The 18,610-nt window shown below is 66.0% G+C and carries 17 protein-coding genes; 9 read left to right on the top strand and 8 right to left on the bottom strand.

From position 1 onward, the window contains the following. The first annotated feature begins 23 nt into the window (after window positions 1-23). Window positions 24-1,202, top strand: a complete 1,179-nt coding sequence (locus tag KIO74_RS27375) for an epoxide hydrolase family protein (RefSeq protein WP_213338327.1) — start codon at window positions 24-26, stop codon at window positions 1,200-1,202. A 204-nt stretch (window positions 1,203-1,406) separates the two neighbouring features. Then, complete coding sequence (locus tag KIO74_RS27370) at window positions 1,407-2,159, top strand: SDR family NAD(P)-dependent oxidoreductase (RefSeq protein ID WP_213338325.1); 753 nt, start codon at window positions 1,407-1,409, stop codon at window positions 2,157-2,159. A 27-nt stretch (window positions 2,160-2,186) separates the two neighbouring features. On the opposite strand, the gene KIO74_RS27365 is transcribed toward KIO74_RS27370, so the two are convergent. From KIO74_RS27365 to KIO74_RS27335, 7 genes are all read right to left on the bottom strand, one after another. Further along, complete coding sequence (locus tag KIO74_RS27365; RefSeq protein WP_213338323.1) at window positions 2,187-3,083, bottom strand: alpha/beta fold hydrolase; 897 nt, start codon at window positions 3,081-3,083, stop codon at window positions 2,187-2,189. Window positions 3,084-3,243: 160 nt separating this feature from the next. Continuing rightward, complete coding sequence (locus KIO74_RS27360; RefSeq protein WP_213338321.1) at window positions 3,244-3,723, bottom strand: VOC family protein; 480 nt, start codon at window positions 3,721-3,723, stop codon at window positions 3,244-3,246. A gap of 41 nt (window positions 3,724-3,764) precedes the next feature. After that, complete coding sequence (locus KIO74_RS27355) at window positions 3,765-4,172, bottom strand: MaoC family dehydratase (RefSeq protein ID WP_213338319.1); 408 nt, start codon at window positions 4,170-4,172, stop codon at window positions 3,765-3,767. Continuing rightward, window positions 4,169-4,612, bottom strand: coding sequence for a hypothetical protein (locus KIO74_RS27350; protein WP_213338318.1), 444 nt, complete (start codon window positions 4,610-4,612; stop codon window positions 4,169-4,171). Before KIO74_RS27350 ends, KIO74_RS27355 begins: the two co-directional genes overlap by 4 nt. Window positions 4,613-4,751: 139 nt before the next feature. Next, on the bottom strand, window positions 4,752-5,753 hold the full coding sequence (locus tag KIO74_RS27345; RefSeq protein WP_213338316.1) for a zinc-dependent alcohol dehydrogenase family protein: 1,002 nt from the start codon (window positions 5,751-5,753) through the stop codon (window positions 4,752-4,754). A gap of 123 nt (window positions 5,754-5,876) precedes the next feature. Next, window positions 5,877-8,006, bottom strand: coding sequence for a 3-hydroxyacyl-CoA dehydrogenase NAD-binding domain-containing protein (locus KIO74_RS27340; RefSeq protein WP_213338314.1), 2,130 nt, complete (start codon window positions 8,004-8,006; stop codon window positions 5,877-5,879). Between the two features lie 50 nt (window positions 8,007-8,056). Beyond that, window positions 8,057-9,265, bottom strand: a complete 1,209-nt coding sequence (locus KIO74_RS27335) for an acetyl-CoA C-acetyltransferase (RefSeq protein ID WP_213338312.1) — start codon at window positions 9,263-9,265, stop codon at window positions 8,057-8,059. Between the two features lie 173 nt (window positions 9,266-9,438). Here KIO74_RS27335 and KIO74_RS27330 point away from each other — a divergent pair, with 173 nt between their 5' ends. From KIO74_RS27330 to KIO74_RS27320, 3 genes are all read left to right on the top strand, one after another. Further along, window positions 9,439-10,506, top strand: a complete 1,068-nt coding sequence (locus KIO74_RS27330; protein ID WP_213338310.1) for an MBL fold metallo-hydrolase — start codon at window positions 9,439-9,441, stop codon at window positions 10,504-10,506. A gap of 107 nt (window positions 10,507-10,613) precedes the next feature. Next, window positions 10,614-11,771 (top strand): acyl-CoA dehydrogenase family protein, encoded by a 1,158-nt coding sequence (locus tag KIO74_RS27325; protein ID WP_213338308.1) that lies wholly within the window; start codon window positions 10,614-10,616, stop codon window positions 11,769-11,771. Between the two features lie 28 nt (window positions 11,772-11,799). Then, on the top strand, window positions 11,800-12,192 hold the full coding sequence (locus tag KIO74_RS27320) for a nuclear transport factor 2 family protein (protein ID WP_213338306.1): 393 nt from the start codon (window positions 11,800-11,802) through the stop codon (window positions 12,190-12,192). A gap of 19 nt (window positions 12,193-12,211) precedes the next feature. On the opposite strand, the gene KIO74_RS27315 is transcribed toward KIO74_RS27320, so the two are convergent. Then, a complete protein-coding gene (locus KIO74_RS27315) occupies window positions 12,212-14,878 on the bottom strand; it encodes a winged helix-turn-helix domain-containing protein (protein WP_213338305.1) in 2,667 nt (888 codons plus the stop codon). A gap of 325 nt (window positions 14,879-15,203) precedes the next feature. Between KIO74_RS27315 and KIO74_RS27310 the strand changes: the two genes are divergently transcribed. Genes KIO74_RS27310 through KIO74_RS27295 form a run of 4 tightly spaced genes read left to right on the top strand, consistent with a single transcriptional unit; the run spans window position 15,204 to window position 18,490 of the window. Continuing rightward, the gene (locus tag KIO74_RS27310) at window positions 15,204-15,992 is read left to right on the top strand and encodes an SDR family oxidoreductase (protein WP_213338303.1); all 789 of its coding nucleotides are present in this window, start codon (window positions 15,204-15,206) and stop codon (window positions 15,990-15,992) included. A gap of 10 nt (window positions 15,993-16,002) precedes the next feature. After that, window positions 16,003-17,079, top strand: a complete 1,077-nt coding sequence (locus KIO74_RS27305; RefSeq protein ID WP_213338301.1) for a CaiB/BaiF CoA transferase family protein — start codon at window positions 16,003-16,005, stop codon at window positions 17,077-17,079. A 54-nt stretch (window positions 17,080-17,133) separates the two neighbouring features. Continuing rightward, entirely contained in the window at window positions 17,134-17,793 is a 660-nt protein-coding gene (locus tag KIO74_RS27300) for a TetR/AcrR family transcriptional regulator (RefSeq protein ID WP_213338299.1), read from the top strand. Further along, on the top strand, window positions 17,786-18,490 hold the full coding sequence (locus tag KIO74_RS27295) for a TetR/AcrR family transcriptional regulator (RefSeq protein WP_213338297.1): 705 nt from the start codon (window positions 17,786-17,788) through the stop codon (window positions 18,488-18,490). Before KIO74_RS27300 ends, KIO74_RS27295 begins: the two co-directional genes overlap by 8 nt. Window positions 18,491-18,610 lie beyond the last annotated feature (120 nt).

The raw sequence follows: 18,610 nt of genomic DNA, 5'->3' as shown, positions 1-18,610 counted from the left end.
GAGAGCAGCTGGAAGGAGAAGCGATGGCGGACACCGAGAACACGGCGGCGGCGGTGCGGCCATTCAGCCTCTCCGTACCCGATGCCGACCTCGCCGACCTCCGGCACCGGTTGCAGATGACCCGCCTGCCGGACGAGGCGCCGGGCAGCGGCTGGACGCACGGCACGAGTCTCGACTGGCTCCGGCCAGTGCTCGCCTATTGGCGGGACGAATTTGATTGGCGCGTCCAGGAGGCTCTCCTCAATGCCATGCCGAACTACAAGGTTCGCATGGACGGCATAGATCTGCATTTCGTCCATATGCCAGGGCGCGGTCCGCGTCCCTGCCCGCTGTTGCTGTCGCATGGCTGGCCGGGTTCGCTGTTCGAGTTCACCGACCTCATCCCGCGGCTGACCGATCCTGCCCGTTTCGGCGGCGCCGCCGAGGACGCCTTCACCGTGGTCGCGCCATCGCTGCCAGGCTATGGCCTGTCGTTCGAGCCCGGTCAGCCGCGGTTCGGGATCGCGGCCATCGCCGATTGCTTCGCGCGGCTGATGACGGACGTGCTCGGCTATTCCCGCTTCGCCGCGCAGGGTGGCGACTGGGGTTCGCTGATCACCACGACGCTGGCCGCCACGGTGCCCGACCGGCTCATCGGCATCCATCTCAACCTCCTGCTCATTCCGCGCGAGATTGTCGCCAGGGCCGGCGGCACGCCGGAGGAGCAAGCCTTCCTGCGCGCGCATGCGCGCTGGCGCCGGGAGGAGACGGGCTATCTGTGGATGCAAGGTACACGGCCACAGACCCTGGCCTACGCCCTGACGGATTCCCCGGCCGGCCTCGCCGCCTGGATCCTCGAGAAGTTTCACGCCTGGTCGGGCGGTCAGGCGCCGCCGGACGTGACGTTCGATCTCGATACGCTCCTCGCCAATATCAGCCTCTACTGGTTTTCCGGCGCGATCGGATCGTCGTTCTGGCCCTACTACGACCGCCTGCATGCGCCATGGCCCGTGCCGGGCGGGCGCGTCTCGGTTCCCACCGCCTATGCGGCTTTCCCCGCCGAGCACCTGCATCCGCCACGCTCATTGGCCGAACAGACTTTCACCGATCTGCGCCGCTGGACACCGATGGCGAAGGGTGGCCATTTCGCGGCACTCGAATGCCCTGATGCCTTGGCAGAGGACATCCGCGCCTTCTTCCGGCCGCTGCGCGCCAGCCTCTGATAGGCCCTAGCGCCAATGCCGATATCAGGCATTAGCGCTGGGCCGCTATGCCTTCGGGCCGAGGCGCATGCTTCTCCGTAATTGCCTATCCCAAGAATTGCCTATCCCAAGACAGGTGGCGGCGCGCCATGCGCCGGGCCTATCCTGTCCCCGACAGGCAAAGGCTGACGGTGCTTTGGCGTTGAGTTTGACGGGGAGACGGTGATGCAGGACGGCGCGGTACTCGTGATTGGCGGAAGCGGCGGCCTCGGTGAGGCCATCTGCCGGCGCATGCCGCTGGACTGGCCGGCCATGGCCTTCACCTATTTCGGCAATGCCGCAAAGGCTGACGCCCTGAAGGTCGAGTTGCCAACCAACTGCCGCGTCGCTGCCATGCGCATGGACACGCGAAGCGAGAGCGATGTCGCGGAGGCGATCGCCCGTGCCGATGCGCTGCCGGGCGGCCTGAGAAGTATCGTCTATGCCAGCGGCGCCCCGATCCTGCAGCCCTATGTCTCGCAGATCGAGCAGGGCCAGTGGCTGCGGGTCGTCGAGATCGAGCTGCTCGGCTTCACGCGTCTCGTGCGGCTCGCGATCCCCGTCCTGCGCAGGAACGGCGGCGGCAGCTTCGTGAGCGTCGTCTCCTTCGCCAACTACTGGTTCCCGCCCGGCGACGCCATCTCGGCGGTTCCGAAGGCGGGCATCGAGGTATTGACGCGCGCCGTCGCCAAGGAGGAAGGCCGCTACGGCATTCGCGGCAACTCCGTGGCGCCCGGCATCATCGACGCCGGCCTCGGGCACAGCCTGCAGGACCAGGTGCATACGCCGGAGGTGTGGGCACAGCAGAAGAAGCGAGTACCGCTGCGCCGCTTCGGTGAGGGCGCCGAGATCGCCGAGGCAGTGGCGTTCCTCGCCTCCGACCGGGCGTCCTACATCACAGGCCAGACGATCATCGTCGATGGGGGCCTGCGGCTGTAGCGGAAGGCGCGTGTTTCAGCGGAGCCTTCAACCGATGGGCTCATGCCGTCGTCGCAGGAACGCGATGACGGCCGGCAGGAAGGCCGCGTTGCTGTCGCCGGTGATCATGTGCGGGATGCCGGGAACCTCCTCGACCTCCAGCGTCGGCAGCAAGGCGCGGAAATGCTCGACATCCTGCGCGCGGACGAGCTCACTCATCCCGGCGCGGACGAGGAGCACCGGAACGCCGACCTCGCGCGCCGCTTCCTCCATCAGGATCTGCTCCGAGGGTGGCCGCACAAACCGGCTGTCGGCCATGCGCGGGTCCCAGCGCCAGAACCAGCGACCATCGGCATCCTGCCGCAAAATGCGGGCGAGACCGGACACGTTGGAACGTCGCGGCCTCTTCATGAAATCGGCGACGGCGTCGGCGCATTCCCGCACGCTGTCAAAACCCTGGGCGCTGCGCTGCATGAAGGCCCTGATGAGAGCGATGCCCGATTCATCATTCTGCGGGGTAACGTCGATGAGCACGGCGCAGGACACCAGCGCCGGCAGGTCAACGGCCGTGAGCAAGACGCTCTGCCCGCCTCGGGAGGCGCCGACCAGCGCGATGGGTCGTGGATCATCCTGCGCCAGCGCAGTGACGACCTGCCTGAGGTCTTCCGCCCAATGCTCCAGCGCGTAGTTGCCGTCGGGCGCCCAGTCGCTGTCGCCATGGCCGCGCATGTCGATGGCGACCGAGCGATAGCCTGCCCGGCTCAGCAAGCCGACGCCGACATCCCAGGCACGGCGGCTCTGGGCGCCACCATGAACCAGCACGACACGCGGGCCGTCCGGCGGTCCCGCCAGCTCGGCGGTGAGCGCGAAGCCCTCGCGCAGCTGAAAGCGGATCATGGGAGCAGCCTGCGGCGCCAGCGCGGGAGACTGGGGGCTCGGTGCCATCAACTGCCGGTCTCCTCCGGTTCGGCAAGGCGGAACACGCGATCAACGGACACGCAGCGCCGCTGGCGTGGGCTATCCGCCTGCCTGAAAAACAACGCAGTCATCGGGACGCCCGGGATGAGCCGGCCATGAGAGACGAGAACGCTGTATATCGAAGAACCTAACGCGGCGTCGCGGGATGCCACTTGCCGTCGTCGTGGGTCTCGTAAGGCTTGGCGACTTCGACAAGGACGCCATGGGCGCTGCGATGCGACACCCAGCCCCATTTCTGCCAGCTCATGCCGGGGTCGCTCGATACCTCGCCCACGGTCTCGATGCCCTGGCCACGCAGGGTCTCGAGCGAGCCGTCGACATCGTTGGTGGTGAGGCAGATATGATGGACATGCTCGCCATGCTTCTCCAGGCGCTTGAACAGCGGCGTGCCGGGCGCGGGCTCGATCATCTGGATCTCGGCGCCGTGGTCGGAGACGAAGGTCGCCCAGCGCATCTTGTCGGCGCCGCCCTCGAAATCCTCGTAGCGCACGAGCTTCCTGTCCAATTGCCTCGGGTCGAGAACACCCAGGATCTTGGTCCAGTCCTCGATAGCCTTGTCGAGATCTTTGACGAGCAGGCAGATATGGGCGAAGGGGCCGCTTGGCATACGAAAACTCCGGTTGCGGCGCGCCGGTGGCGCGCGGGATCTCAGCTGGCGGGCTGCGTGACAACGGCCGGGCCGCTGATCACCGCGCCCCGGTCGGCCGCCTTCAGCCACATGTCACAGGTCGTGATGCGCAGGTCGCCTTCGATCGCGACGGCGGTGACGGTCCCTCCCGCCTCGACGATCTCGCCGCCATAGACGTTGTCGAGAAAGCGCATCGCGAGGGATTTGACCGTGCAGCCGGGAAAGGCAGCGGCAAGGGCGTTGATGATATAGGCGACATTGGCCGGCCCCTGGTTGATCACCCGGTCACCAAGCCCCTTGGCGCGGACGATCTCAGCGTCGAGATGGATCGGGTTCGGGTCCTTGAGGAAGATCGCCCAGCTTTGCATGGCGGCCGGGGATACCTCGATCACGAACGGCGGGATGGCGGCGCCGACTGGCAGGGTCATGCAAGTTCCTTCCGGGGCAGCACCCAGACGTTGGTCGTTTCGAGCGCGGTGCCGCCGCCGGGGTCGATCAGGCGCAGCCGATACTCGAGCACGTCCATCACACCGAGCTTGCGGCTCGCCTTGCGGTTCAGGTTGACGATCTCGCCGCTCACCCGATAGGGCAGACCCGTGCGGAGCGCGCCGGCGAATTCCACCTGCGACGACCCCATCATCGGGCCGTCCTCGACGTCGAAATCGCAGGCGGCGCATAGTCCCGCCACCGTCTTGCCCATGCCGACCTGGGTGGCGATGTAGTAGTAGATCGGGTGGGCGTCGCCGCCCGGGTCCGGCACGGCATTCACCGAGGCGCAGAGCCTGCGGTTTTCGTCTGCATCGATGACATAGGGCTCCGTGCCATCAAGGCTGGTGCCCGCCACATCGGGCGGAGGCGGGAAGCTCATACGCAAATCCCCAATCACAACGGATCCGTGCCATCGAAGGGTTTCATCGAAGGATTCCCTGGAAGCCTTCCATGGCGCGCCACGCGCCACACCTATCCCACGATAGGGCCGTGTCGTTCCGGCAGCCTGCCGCCGGCGTTCAGATGGCGATCACCACCTTGCCAAACGCATGGCCCCTCTCGAGATAGAGAAGAGCCTCGCGCGACTGGTCGATGGCGAAGGTTCTGTCGATGACCGGCTCCAGCCGGTGCGCGGTGATAAAGGCGAGCATGGCCGCGAAATCGACGAGATCGCCCATCGCCGTTCCCGATATCGTGGCATGGCGCAGAAACAGATCCGGCGCCGCCATGGTCATCACCGGGCCGCCCGTCGAGCCGTAGATCACGACGCGCGCGCCTGCGCGCAACGCGCGGGTGTATTCGGAGAGGCCAGCCGCAGGCGCGCCGTCGAACACCACATCGAGGCCCCGCGAGGCCTCCTGCAACGCCTTGCGCCAACCAGGCTCGCGGTAATTAAAACCTCCCGCCGCGCCGAGCGCGCCCGCCCGTGCCAGCGTCGTGTCGGACCCGCTGGTGACATAGACCTCGGCGCCCAGCGCCCGCCCGAAGATGAGCGCGAAAGTCGCGACACCACCACCGACGCCCGTCACCAGCAGGATCTCCCCGCTCTGGAGCGCAGCCTTCTCCGTGAGCCCCCGCCAAGCGGTGATGCCGGCGGTCGGCAGGGCTGCGGCCTGCTCGAAGGACAGGTGAGCCGGCTTCGCGAAGACAGTGGTGGCCGGCACGCAGATCTCCTCAGCGATGGTGCCGGGAAGGGGCATGCCAAGCATCGCGAAGCCGCGCGCCGGAAAGCGGCGATTGTCGCCCCACCCGTCACCGGGATAGAGGACGACCTCCCGCCCGACCAGAGCCTGATCGACGCCGTCCCCCACCTCCGTCACCACTCCTGCCCCGTCGGCTCCCATGACGCAGGGCAGTTTCATGCCGGGATAGAGCCCGCGCGAGATCCAGAGCTCACGATGATTGAGCGAGGCCGCTTTCAGCGCCACGCGCACGCTGCCGGCGGCGAGCTCGGGCCGCGGCTCGTTGCGCACCACGGCACTCTCCGGCCCTGCCGTCTCTGTGAGGACAAAGGCTTTCATGGGCTTCTCCATTCGACGGCCGGGCGCGCTCGTGTCCCGCGTCAAGGCTGGCATGGGATGGGCAGCGCGCCCAACCGGTGGCAACTCCAAGGCACGAAAGCCGTGCCAGGCCGTCATGGACATTCAGGCCGGGTAGAACGGCTCATTCTCCTCAGCCCGCCGGCGCAATGCCGGCGTCGGCTCGAAACGGCTGCCGTAACGCTGGGCAAAGCTGTCGCACTGGGCGACGAAAGCCTTGAGGCCGATCATGTCGATGTAGGAGAGCGTGCCGCCCGTCCAGCTGGGGAAACCCCAGGCCAGAAGCGATCCGAGGTCGGCGTCCGTGGCGGTGGTCAGCACACCCTCCTCCAGGCAGCGGGCCGTGTCGAGAGCCTGGATTGCGAGCAGCCTTTGGCGGACCTCGGTGATGTCAGGCTGGTCGGCACGTTCCGGGAACATTTCGGCCAGCCCCGGCCAGAGGCGCTTGGGGCCGTCCTGCGGATAGTCGTAGAAGCCACCGCCGGACTTCCGCCCACCGCGCCCCGCCGCGAGCATCTTCTCGAGGATCGGCGTGCCGCAAGGCTTCTCGAAGGCGTCGCCAACTTCGGCCTCGGCCTGATGGATGATCTTCAAGGGCAATTCGAGTGTCACCTCATCGGTTACCGCCAACGGACCCACGGGGAAGCCGGCGAAGCGAGCGGCATTCTCGATCAGCGCCGGGGCAATGCCCTCGCCGAGCATTGCCATTCCTTCATGGATGAAGGTCTGGAAGACGCGGCTGGTATAGAAACCGCGGCTGTCGTGGACCACGATCGGTGTCTTGCGCAGGAAGGCCACGAAATCGAGCGCGTGAGCGAGCGTCTCCCGGCTGGTCTGGCGGCCAAGGATGACCTCGACGAGCGCCATGCGATCGACCGGCGAGAAGAAATGCAGGCCGATGAAGCCCTCGGGACGTTGCGACGCCTCGGCGAGCCCGCTGATCGGAAGCGTCGACGTATTGGAAGCAAAGATCACGTCTGGGCCGGCCACCGCCTGCGCGCGCCGCGTCACGTCGGCCTTCACGGCAGTGTCCTCGAACACAGCCTCGACAATCAGCGACACGCCGGCCAGCGCCGCGAAATCCTCGCCTGGCCTGATACGCGCGAGGATGGCGTCGGCCTGGGCCTCATTGCGCCGGCCGCGCTCGACCTCGCGCGCAAGCGTTTTCTCTGCGAAGGCCTTGCCTTTGTCGGCTTCCGCCTGGCTGCGATCCAGCAACACCACTTCGGCGCCCGCCACCGCCGCCACATAGGCAATGCCGGCACCCATCATGCCGGCGCCGAGCACGCCGATCCTGGCGAAGCTCGCCTTCGGCACGCCGGCTGGGCGGCCGGCCAGCTTCTCCGCCTCCCCCTTGCTGACGAAGGTGGTGCGGATGATGTTGCGCGCCACCGGGCCGGAGAGCAGCTTCGCGAAATATTTGCTCTCCACCGCCAGCGCCTTGTCGAACGGCAGCTGGATGCCCTCGAACACCACGGAAGCGATGGCCGCCGGCGCGGGATCGTTGTGGAAGGTTCTGGCTGCTATCGCCGCCGGTTGCATGGAGAACAGGGTCGCCATCCCCGGGTTGAGGAGACCGCCCGCTTCCGGCGGCGTGTAGCCTTTCCTGTCCCATGCACGGACGGGATCGGGCGCGTCCATCAGCCAGGCCTTGGCCGCCGTGATGAGCTCACCGGGCGGCACAACCGCGTCGACGAGCCCGGCCTTCAGGGCCTCGGCCGGGCCGAGCGTCGCGCCGGAGAGCAGCAGCTCGAGGCCTTTCTGCACGCCAATCAGGCGGATGAGCCTCTGGGTTCCGCCGGAACCGGGCAGAAGCCCGACCTTGACTTCCGGCAATCCGACGACGGCCTTCGGATCATCGGCGAGCAGACGGTGGTGGCAGGCGAGCGCCAGCTCGAAGCCGCCGCCCAAGGCGAGACCGTTCAGCGCCGCCACGAAGGGCTTGCCGCAGGTTTCCAGGCGGCGGTGCATGCGCGTGGGCGCCTCGCTGAAGGCGAGCGCCTCAGCCTTGCTGAAGCCCCTCGACAGCAGTTTAAGATCGGCCCCCGCCATGAAGGCCTTCTTGCCCGAGGTGACGATCGCGCCTTTCACCGCCGGGTCCGTGGCCACCGTCTCCACGGCCGCCGCGAATTCCGCCAGCCATTCCGGCGAGACAAGATTCATCGACTCCACGGCGTGGTCCAGGGTGATCAGCGCGATGCCGTCAGCGTCGATGCTCAACGTGAGATGGTTCATGATGATGTCTCGTGTCGCGGCTCAGGCCGCAGAACTGGCGGGAGCGCGCCTCAGACGCGCTCGATGATGGTGGCGGTCCCGAGACCGTTGCCGGCGCACAGCGTCACCAGCGCGGTTCCAAGGCCGCGCCGCTCCAGCTCGTCCAGCACGATGCCGGTGATCATCGCACCGGTGGCGCCGAGCGGATGGCCCATGGCGATCGCCCCGCCGTTGACATTGACCTTGGCATGGTCGAGCTCCAGCCGCGCCATGAAGCGCAGCACCACCGAGGCGAAGGCCTCGTTGAGTTCGAAGAGGTCGATGTCCGACACGTTCATGCCGGCCCGCGATAAACATTTGCGTGTCACCTCGGCCGGTGCCGTGAGCATGATCGTCGGCTCGCTGCCGATGGAGGTGAAGGCGCGGACCCGGGCGCGGGGCTTGAGCCCTGCCCGCTCGCCGAAGGCCTTGCTGCCGACCAGCACTGCGGCGGCCCCATCGACGATGCCCGACGAATTGCCGCCGGTATGGACGTGGTTCACAGCGGCGAGCTCGGGATATTTCTGCATGCCGACAAGATCGAAGCCGGCCTTCTCGCCGAGCGCCGTGAAGGCCGGCTTGAGCGCCGCCAGCTGCTCCAGCGTCGTGCCAGGACGCATGTGCTCATCATGGTCGAGCAGCACGTCCCCGAGCACGTCGCGCACCGGTACGACGGAGCGCGCGAAGCGGCCCTCCCGCCAGGCCTCGGCGGCACGGCGCTGGCTCTCGACCGCGTAACTGTCCACATCGGTGCGGCTGAAGCCGTCGATGCTGGCGATCAGGTCGGCGCCGATACCCTGCGGCGCGAAATAGGTGTCGTAGGCGACCGACGGATCAGCGGCCCATGCGCCACTATCAGCGCCCATATAGACGCGCGACATGGATTCGACGCCGCCGCCGATGGCGGCATCCGCCGCTCCCACCATCACCTGCGCGGCTGCATTGTTGACCGCCTCAAGCGCGGAGGCGCAGAACCGGTGCACCTGCTGGCCCGCGACGGTTTCGGCATAGCCCGCGGTCAGCACCGCCGCGCGGCCGATGTTGCCGCCCTGCTCGCCCACCGGCTGGGCGCAGCCGAGGATGACATCATCGACCAGCGCCGTGTCGAGGCTGTTGCGGTCGCGCACGGCGCCCAGCACCTGCGCGGCGAGTTGCACCGCGGTCACCTCATGCAGCGCGCCATCCGGCCGGCCCCGGCCCCGGGGTGTGCGCGCGTGATCGTAGATGAAGGCTTCGGTCATCGGAATGGTCCCGGATCTGAGGCCCGAGCAGGGCATTTCACCCCCATTGCCGCATCGCAAAACAACCCACACCTACCAAAAGAAAGGTTGGCCTCCCGGTCTCGCCGCAGCATGATCAGTCAAGGCCCGGGAGCGCACCATACTCACCGCGCTAGGGAAGCTTTGCGAAAACAATGCTGCGATTTCCAAACGATGTTCCTCCGCCTTTCAACACGCCCGTTACAATAGCGGAGGACTTGCTGTGGGTTCGCGTCGCTATCCCCTACAGCCTTGACCACGTGAACATTTACCTGCTGCGTGACGGCACGCGCTGGACAGCCATCGATACAGGTGTGAACGATGCGCGGACCCATGGCGCCTGGAGCGAGATCCTTGCTCCGCTCGGTGGCCTTCGGTCACTCGAACAGATCGTCCTCACCCACTATCATGCCGATCATGCTGGCGCCGCCGGATGGCTGCAGGACGCATCCGGCGCGGCGATCCTCACCAGCGAAGGCGAGTGGGAAGCGCTGATTGCAAGCACCAGTCCGCAGCCGGCGGGCAAATCGGCCCGCTTCGAGACGCATCTCCTGCGGATGGGATGCGATCCGGGCGAAGCGCGTTTACTGCGCACGCGCTCCGAGCCCGTTGAATCCGGGATGGGGCCGCTGCCGCAACCACCGACCATGCTCGACGACGAATCGATACTAGCCATTTCAGGATCGGACTGGCGGATTCTCCACGGCCCTGGAGGCCATTCGCCCGCGCCGGTCAGCCTTTTCAATCCGGAGCGCGACATCCTGCTCCCCGGCGACCAGATGCTGCCGGCGCAATCGCCCTTCGTGGGGGCACGGCCGGACAACCCGACGGCCGCCCCACTCGGCGACTATCTCGACTATCTCGCATTGCTTGAGCCGCATGTGCGGGAGGAAACCCTGGTTCTTCCCGGGCACGGCCTGCCGTTTCGCGGTGCGCCCCACCAGCTGCGCGAGACGCGTACCCACCACGGACGACGCTGCACCAGACTGATCGAGGCCTGCGTCGGACGGCCCATGACCGTGCGGGCGCTGCTCGATGCGCTCATCCCCAACACAAGCATCGACATGCTGCCGCTTCGGATCGCCGACATCCTGTCGCATGTGAACCTTCTGCACCGGAATGGTGGGCTGGAGCCGGTGGATGACGGCCATGTCGTCGCATGGCGCGCCACGCGGCAAGCCTTTCTTTCGGTAGGTGCAGGCAGCATGGCTCAACGGCAATGACGGGGGATGTCATGCCCATTGCGCTGGGCTCGTGATGCCCCCGCCGTCGTCGTCACCCGATCGTTACCAATGACCGGACCCGCCGAGCGCGTCCCGGAGCCTCCGCCATGCAACGTCTGATCTTCGAACCCGAGCACGAGCAGTTCCGCGACGCCGTGCGCCGATTCTTCCAGCGCGAGATCGCGCCCCATGCCGAGCGCTGGCGCGAGCAGGGCTATGTCGACCGGGAGGCCTATCTCAAGGCCGGAAAGCTCGGCTACCTGCTGATGTGGGCCGACGAGGCCTATGGCGGCGCGGGGGTCAAGGACTTCCGCTACGAACAGATCGTCTATGAGGAGAACATCCGCAACGGCGAGCTCGGCTTCTACATCAACCTGCATTCGGGGCTTGTGGCGCCCTATATCGGTGGCCTCGGCACTGAGGAACAGAAGCAACGCTTTCTTCCGAAATGCATTTCGGGCGAGGCGATCCTCGCCGTCGCCATCACCGAGCCGGGAACCGGATCCGACATCGGCGGCATCCGCAGCCACGCCGTGGACAGGGGCGACCACTGGCTGCTGAATGGGTCAAAGACCTATATTTCGAACGGCCAGCTCGCCGATCTGATCATCGTCGTGGCGCGCACCGTGCCTGACAAGCGCAGCGGGCTTGGGCTGTTCATCGTCGAGGCCGGAATGCCCGGCTTCGAGCGCGGCAAACGCCTGAAGAAGATGGGCATGGCGGCCCAGGACACGTCGGAGCTGTTCTTCCACGACGTCGAGGTGCCGAAGGACAACGTCCTCGGCGACCCCACCCAGGGCTTCGCCTATCTGTCGCGCTTCCTGGCCTGCGAACGCCTCGTCGCGGCGATTGGCTCGATGGCCGCCGCCCAGACAGCCTTCGATCTCACGCTCGACTACGTGCGGGAACGGCGGGCCTTCGGGCGTCCCATCGGCGCCTTCCAGAACACGCGCTTCGTGATGGCGGACCTGCGTACGCAGCTCGACGTCGCGCAGACCTTCATCGACCAGTGCGTGCTGCTTCACAACGCCGAGCGCCTGGCGGCCGACGTCGCGGCCGAAGCGAAGCTGTTCTCGAGCGAGGTAGAGGGACGGGTGATGGACGCCTGCGTCCAGCTCCATGGCGGCGCTGGCTACATGGAGGAATATCGCATCTCGCGGATGTTCACGGACGCCCGCGTCACCCGCATCTTCGCCGGATCGTCGGAGATCATGAAAGAGATCATCTCGCGGTCGTTCGGCCTTGACGATCGCAAGCTGACTTGACGACATCACGCAGCAAAAAGGGGCTGAGATGGCTTATCAGGTGTTCTGCAAGGCGTTCTTCGCCGCGCTCGACACAGGCGACTTCGAGACCCTCGGCGATATGATGGACGCGGATTTCGTATGCCACGAGGCCGAGGGCCTGCCCTATGGCGGCGCTTGGCGAGGCATCGCGGGCTGGAAGGCGCTCTGCAAGCAGATCGTTGGCACTTGGGCCGGCCTGAAGGTGGTTCCCATCGAGTTTCTCGGCGAGACAGCGGACACGATCGTCCTGCGCCTGCGGCTGACAGGCCGCTCGCGTCGCACAGGCGTCGCCATCGACACCACTGTCATGGAGCTCTGGCGCTTCCGCGACGGCAAACTGCATGAGATCTTGCCCTATTACTGGGACACCGCGGCGCTCGTCGCGGCTGATACGCCTTGAGCCGCGCGCCTGTCCGATCTCAGGCGATGAGCCCGAACTGCCGGGCGCGCTCGACGGCCTGGGAGCGGCGACGGATCCCGACCTTGTCGTAGACCTGCTGCATGTACCACTTGACCGATCCTTCGGAGAGGCCGAGCCGGCTGCCGATCTCGCGGTTGCGCATGCCGCAGCCGACCAGCGTCAGGATCTCCAGTTCCTTGCCACTGAGGCGGCCATAGAGGCCCTCGTCACCCGACACCACAGCCACCGCCGGAGCCGTCCGCCGGCTGCTGAAAGCATCCAACACATGGCGCGCGAAGAGGTCGGTCGGATGCTGCGAATCGAGCGCGTCGCCATAAGCCTCGGAGAGGATGGTCAGGACAGAGGTGCCCTCATCGAGGAAGCTCCGGACCGCGTCGGCACCGGAGGCCGCCGCGATCGCCTCGCGCATCAGGCGCTGCGCGGCGCGTGGGTCGCCGTTCATCATCAGGATCTGCGCCGCCAGAATGTTCCAGCGAATCCCGGCGCGCACAGCCCCACGGCTGGAGCAAAAGGCGCGCCATTGCTTGGCCAGCGTCGAGGCCTCGGCCAATTGGTCGCGGCTCATAGCGACGCGCACCCAAATGGCCGCGCGAAGATCGTGGTGCGAGGTGGCATCGCCGGTTGGCCCGAGACCATCGGGTTCATCCGGCAGATTGAGCGCGGCTGCCTGCTTCAACGCCGCCTCGGGCTGCCCGTTGCGCAAAAGGAGACGGACCTGCTCGTGGACCACGACAAGGCGCAACCGCTCCAGATCGCATTCATGGGCCACCTCCATCGCTTCGTCGAGCGCCCGACGAGCGCCGGCTATGTCGCCGGCGGCCGTATGCAGGCGGGCCCGCACCACATGTCCGGCCCGAAGTTGGTCAACGAAACAGAATTCCCGCGAGACCGGAAGATAGTCGTCAACGAGCTGGCGGGCGGCATCTAGATTATTGGTCGCGTAATGAAGCTCCGCCAGCGGCAATGCGACGAGAGCGCCGAGCCCGGATTTCGGGCCGGCCCAGCGGGCGCTTTCGGCCAAGCCCTGGTTCAGGGCTGCTTCCGCGGCTTCGGTACGCCCGGCGGCGAACATCGACGCACCGGCTGAGGCTTGCAGGGCGATCTTGGCGAAACGGTAGCCGGATTCGTCCGCCAACATGCGAGCCTGCGCGTAAAGCCTCTCAAGACCGTCGAAGCGGAACTGCTCACACCGCGCAGCAGCCAGATGACCATATACCGTACAGGTGAGATAGGGACGCTGAGCATCGAAGATCTGGATGAGCGCGTTACACTGCGCCTCGACCTGTGCCGGCTCGTCCCGCGCCGCTGCAATGACCATGGCGCGGTGTCGGATGGAGTGCTCGATGGCCGCCAAGCTCTCGGGATCGCTGTCGCCGTCGGCGCGCAACGCCCCGACATGCGCGCGTGCGATGGCGAGCAGGCGCTCGGCCTCAGCGGTGTTGTGGCTCCCGGCTTTCAGCCAGGTGACGGCGAGCAACGTTCGCGGCGCCCGCGCCAAGGCTTCGGCGGACAGACGGGCCGCGAACTGTGCCACGACGCCGATCTTGCCATTGAAGGTCAGCTCCTCGGCGTTGCTTTCGAGCAGTTCGACCAGCATGGCTTCGTCACGTGCCTGAAGCGCGTGTTCGAGGGCTTCCAGGACCTGACCATCCAGGGCGAGCCAGGCTGCGGCGCGACGGTGCAATTCTGCGGGGGCGCCGGGCTCGATCTCCGCCAGCTTGCGCCGCAGGAACTCCGCGAACAGGCTATGGTAGCGAAAGTTAGCGCCTTCATCGTCCAACTGGACGATGAACAGCCCGAATACCTCGAGGGAGCGAAGCATCGTGCTGGCGCCCTTATTGCCCGTCATGGCCTCGCACAGTTTTGGCGCCAACCGATCAAGGACCGCGGTCTCCAGCAGGAAGCGCTGCACGTCAGGTCGTTGACCGGCGAACACATCTTCCTCGAAATAATCGGTAATCGCCCTCCGGCGGCCTGAGAACGCCACCACGAAGGCTTTGGGATCCGGCGTTTTCGTTAGACCGTGAAGAGCGAGCTTGAGGCCGGTCACCCAGCCCTCGGTCTTGCCGACGAGCACCGCGACCTCGTCCTCCGTGAGACTGGGCCCGCCGGCCGAGAGCAGGAAGGCGGAGGCCTCTGGGACGGTGAAACTGAGATGCCGATGGCCGATCTCATGCAACTGGCCATAGGCGCGCATCGCCGCCAATTCGATATGGCGCGTGTCCCGCGCTCCGAACACCATATGCATCTGCGATGGGGCATGCGCCACGAAATCACAGAGCGCCGCAGCCGCCTCCGGATCGAGCGCGTGCACATCATCAAAAAACAGGAAAACCGGTTCGGCGAGAGACGCCAGACGCTCCACAACCTGCACCATCAAGGCGTCGGCGTTGAAGAAGGATTGGTGGGCGGCGAACTGGCCAAGATCTTCACCAACGCCCGGGATGCGCGACAGCATCGCCGCGATAGAACCGATGAGGGCGGACTGGCTGCATTCACGCGAATCGAGCGTCAGCCAGCCGACCCTGGCGCCACCCGACGCCAATTCCTCGTGCCATTGCGCCATCAAAGTGGTCTTGCCGTAGCCCGCTGGCGCCTGGATCAGGGTGAGCCGGTGACGCGCGACCTCGCTCACCAACGCGCGTAGGCGCGGGCGGTCGAGCATCCCGGGAGGTTCCATCGGTGAGACAAGCTTCGTGCACAACGTTGGCATAGCGTCTTCCTCTCCCTGCGTGCCGGAGTGGACAGGCTTGTTGCGTCCTTGGTTCGGCGTCGTGACGATTTTCTACCATTCGTCTGGTTGAAAAAACAAGACCCGCCAGCGGCTTTTTTAACCTCCATTCTCCCGACCCTCTGCTTTGGCCGCATCGCCGGCCTATCTCACGATAGGTCACCAAGACTGCCGTCGCGTGAGACTAAGGTTTATCGCCCTCCACCGGAGGAAGGGCCCGTCCGGCGCGAATCTCGCTGGCGCAAGAACGGTTTGAGGCATGGTCCAATCTCCCACTTCACTCTTCGACGTCTCCGGCAAGGTCGTCCTCATCACGGGCGGCGCCCAGGGCATGGGACGCATGATCGCCGAAGGCTTCGTGGCCGGTGGCGCCAAGGTCTACATCACCTCGCGCAAGGCTGACGTCGCCGCCGCAGCGGCGGCTGCCATGGCCGAAACCGGCACCTGCGTCGCCCTTGCCCGCGACCTTTCATCGCCGGAGGACGCCAGCACGCTGGCGCGAGAGATCGCGGAGCGTGAGCCGCGGCTCGACGTGCTCGTCAACAATGCCGGGCGGACCTGGGGCGCCCCGATGGAAACCTTCCCCGACAAGGCCTGGGCCCCCGTCATGGCGGTCAATGTCCAGGCGCCGTTTACCCTGGTGCGTGACCTCCTGCCGCTGCTGCGCGCCGCGGCCTCGGCGTCGGACCCGGCGCGGGTCATCAATATCGGCTCACTCGCCGGACGCATCGTCGAGCGCCTCTCGGCCTTCTCGTATGCCGCCAGCAAGGCTGCCGTTCATCACCTGACGCGGGAACTGGCGGCGGAACTGGCACGCGACCAGATCACCGTGAACACGGTGGTGCCCGGCTATTTCCCGACGCAAATGACCTCGCACATCCGCGCCGAGGAAGAGCGGCTGACGGGCCTCGTCGACCGGATCCCGCTCGGCCGGCTCGGTTCGGCCGAGGACGTCGTAGGCGCCTGCGTCATGCTGTCCTCGCGAGCGGGCGCCTATATCACCGGATCCGAGATCGTCATCGACGGCGGCCTGGCCGGATGCCGATGAGGACGTGAGCATGCCTGTTCTGTCGGGATTGAAGGTTGTCGAATTCGACGCGCTTGGACCGGTGCCCCTGTGCGCCATGATCCTGGCCGACCATGGCGCCGAACTGGTCCGGATCGTTCGGCCGGGCACTCCGGTCGTGGATGAGAGTGTCGGCGGCACGATCCTCCATCGCGGGCGGCCATTGGTGACCCTCGACCTGAAGAAGGCCGAGGACCGGGAGGCCGCGCTGGATATCGTGGCAGAGGCCGACGCGGTCGTCGAAGGGTTCCGCCCTGGCGTTATGGAGCGGCTTGGCCTTGGTCCCGAGGCCTGCCAAGCCCGTAACCCGAAGCTCGTTTATGGCCGCATGACCGGCTGGGGGCAGTCCGGCCCGCTGGCCGAGCGCGCGGGCCATGATATCAACTACATCGCGCTCACCGGCGCGCTGGCGGCGATCGGCCCGGCGGAAGCGCCGGTTCCGCCCTTGAACGTCATCGGCGACTACGCAGGCGGCACGATGTTCCTGGCCTTCGGAATTCTGGCCGGGCTCATCGAGGCGCAACGAACGGGTCGCGGACGGGTGGTCGACGTCGCGATGTGCGATGCGGTGCCTGTGCTGCTGAGCCTCGTCCAGGCGTTCCGGCAGACCGGCGGCTGGGAAGACGCGCGGACGCGCAACCTGCTCGACGGCGGCGCGCCATTCTATCGCTGCTATGCTTGCCGCGACGGGGGGTTCGTGGCCGTGGGGGCTCTGGAGCCACAATTCTACGCGGCACTGTTGCATGGCCTTGACCTCGCGCCCGCCGATTATCCGCAATATCCGCGCGCGGGCTGGCCGAAAATCCAGGCGGCCATCGCGAGCCGGTTCATGACACGTGACCGCGACGCCTGGGCCGATCACTTCACGGGCATCGACGCATGCGTGAGCCCGGTGCTGACGATCGGCGAAGCCACAGACGCACCGCATCTCAAGGAGCGCCGTGTCTTTCGTCAGCGCGATGGCATCATCGAGGCAGCGCCCGCCCCCCGCTTCGGCGATCCGGCAGCGTTGCCGCCCCCCGCCACCGAGGTTACGCCCGAAGAACTCTTGGCGCGGTGGCGTTCATGATCTATTTCGCCTCTATCGTCATGATGGCCAGAGTTTAGAGGTGGCGGACAGCACATGAGCAGTGATGCGACCGGAGCCAAACCACCTGCCGCAATCGACAGGATGTCCGGGGAACTGCGCAAGGCCGATCTTCAGGACGCCGCGACACAACTCTTTTCAGAGCGGGGCTATGACGGGTCGTCTCTCCAGGAGATCGCCGACCGCATCGGCATCCTGAAGGGAAGCGTCTATTACTACTATCAGTCAAAGGAAGACTTGCTCTTCGACATCGTGAAGGCGATCCACGACGAGCATCTCGAAAACGTGCGCATGCTGGCTGCGCGGCCCGGTGACCCGATGCAGCGGCTCCATGCCGTTCTCGTCGGTCATGCCATCTTCGTTTGCGACAACCTGGTCAAGACTACGGTGTTCCTGCGGGAGCTCGAGCGTCTGCCCGCGGAGCGGCAGGCCGAGATCCTGCGCCCCGACCATTCCTACCAACGCGTCTTCCGCGACCTTATCGTCGAGGCTCAGGATGCAGGGCTGGTCGCGGCCGGGGTGAGCCCCAAGCTCGCATCGCTATGGATCCTTGGATCCCTGAACTGGTTGCACCGCTGGTATCGTCCCAGTGTCTCGAGCGGCCCGGAACAAGTGGCCGAACAATTCGCAGACCAGTTGACCCGGGGTATCAAGCCCTCGGCCCTGTGGGAGTTCCATGGCCCCAGTCATGAATAAGCCTGAGCCAAACGCCGATGCCCTGCTGGCGAACAGCAGTCCGCGTCAGCGCGCCACCAGGGGGCGACCAACGCGCAAGCGACTGTCCCACGAGGAGCGGCGGCGTGAGATCATGCATGTCGCCAAGCAGATCATTCATCGCAAGGGTTCGGAGGCAGCCTCCCTGCAGGAAATCGCCGATGCGCTGAACATGAAGAAGGCAAGTCTTTACTATTATTTCAGCTCAAAGGAAGAACTCCTCCAAGATATACTCACAACGATCATTGGCGAGGGCATGACGCGCGTCCGTGGTATTCTTGAAAGACAACAGGACGACCCGCTGACACGCCTGTGGAGGCTCGTGGCGAGCCATATCCATCATCTATGCGCCGATGTGGTCGATGTGGCGGTCTTCCTTCACGAGCGCAAGATGATACCGCCGGACAAGCGCAAGACGCTGCTGGCCGACGACTACGCCTATGAGGCCGCCTTCATCGACACGATCCGCGCCGGACAACGCGCCGGCCAGATCCGCGACGACATCGACGCCAAGCTCGTGGCGCTCAGCCTCCTCGGCTCAACCAACTGGACCTATACTTGGTACAAGTCCGATGGTGATCTCACGCCGGCCTTCATCGGCAGCCAGTTCGCGACGATGACGATCAACAGCCTCGCCAACGAGGCCACGCTTCGTTCCTGGCAGCCGCCTCCCGCCTGAACAGGAAGCCTTTGGCTGCCTCCGATCTTTGGATAGGGGGCTCGGCGCCGCAGGACGCTCATCATCTCCGCCAGAGTGACTGGAACCAACTGCCGGTCACGGGGCATCAAGGGCGGACGC

It is taken from the genome of Chelatococcus sp. HY11 (genome assembly GCF_018398335.1).
GTDB lineage: Bacteria > Pseudomonadota > Alphaproteobacteria > Rhizobiales > Beijerinckiaceae > Chelatococcus.
Note: the sequence above shows the minus strand (reverse complement) of the source record. Positions and strands in the feature narration are given on the sequence as shown.

Bases quoted from the DNA above. Each gene is read 5' to 3' on its own strand.
- KIO74_RS27335 (WP_213338312.1), bottom strand. From the start codon at position 9,265: ATGACCGAAGCCTTCATCTACGATCACGCGCGCACACCCCGGGGCCGG.
- KIO74_RS27310 (WP_213338303.1), top strand. From the start codon at position 15,204: ATGGTCCAATCTCCCACTTCACTCTTCGACGTCTCCGGCAAGGTCGTC.
- KIO74_RS27300 (WP_213338299.1), top strand. From the start codon at position 17,134: ATGAGCAGTGATGCGACCGGAGCCAAACCACCTGCCGCAATCGACAGG.
- KIO74_RS27365 (WP_213338323.1), bottom strand. From the start codon at position 3,083: ATGGCACCGAGCCCCCAGTCTCCCGCGCTGGCGCCGCAGGCTGCTCCC.
- KIO74_RS27370 (WP_213338325.1), top strand. From the start codon at position 1,407: ATGCAGGACGGCGCGGTACTCGTGATTGGCGGAAGCGGCGGCCTCGGT.
- KIO74_RS27340 (WP_213338314.1), bottom strand. From the start codon at position 8,006: ATGAACCATCTCACGTTGAGCATCGACGCTGACGGCATCGCGCTGATC.
- KIO74_RS27375 (WP_213338327.1), top strand. From the start codon at position 24: ATGGCGGACACCGAGAACACGGCGGCGGCGGTGCGGCCATTCAGCCTC.
- KIO74_RS27360 (WP_213338321.1), bottom strand. From the start codon at position 3,723: ATGCCAAGCGGCCCCTTCGCCCATATCTGCCTGCTCGTCAAAGATCTC.
- KIO74_RS27325 (WP_213338308.1), top strand. From the start codon at position 10,614: ATGCAACGTCTGATCTTCGAACCCGAGCACGAGCAGTTCCGCGACGCC.
- KIO74_RS27350 (WP_213338318.1), bottom strand. From the start codon at position 4,612: ATGAGCTTCCCGCCTCCGCCCGATGTGGCGGGCACCAGCCTTGATGGC.
- KIO74_RS27345 (WP_213338316.1), bottom strand. From the start codon at position 5,753: ATGAAAGCCTTTGTCCTCACAGAGACGGCAGGGCCGGAGAGTGCCGTG.
- KIO74_RS27330 (WP_213338310.1), top strand. From the start codon at position 9,439: ATGCTGCGATTTCCAAACGATGTTCCTCCGCCTTTCAACACGCCCGTT.
- KIO74_RS27305 (WP_213338301.1), top strand. From the start codon at position 16,003: ATGCCTGTTCTGTCGGGATTGAAGGTTGTCGAATTCGACGCGCTTGGA.
- KIO74_RS27295 (WP_213338297.1), top strand. From the start codon at position 17,786: ATGAATAAGCCTGAGCCAAACGCCGATGCCCTGCTGGCGAACAGCAGT.
- KIO74_RS27315 (WP_213338305.1), bottom strand. From the start codon at position 14,878: ATGCTCGACCGCCCGCGCCTACGCGCGTTGGTGAGCGAGGTCGCGCGT.
- KIO74_RS27355 (WP_213338319.1), bottom strand. From the start codon at position 4,172: ATGACCCTGCCAGTCGGCGCCGCCATCCCGCCGTTCGTGATCGAGGTA.
- KIO74_RS27320 (WP_213338306.1), top strand. From the start codon at position 11,800: ATGGCTTATCAGGTGTTCTGCAAGGCGTTCTTCGCCGCGCTCGACACA.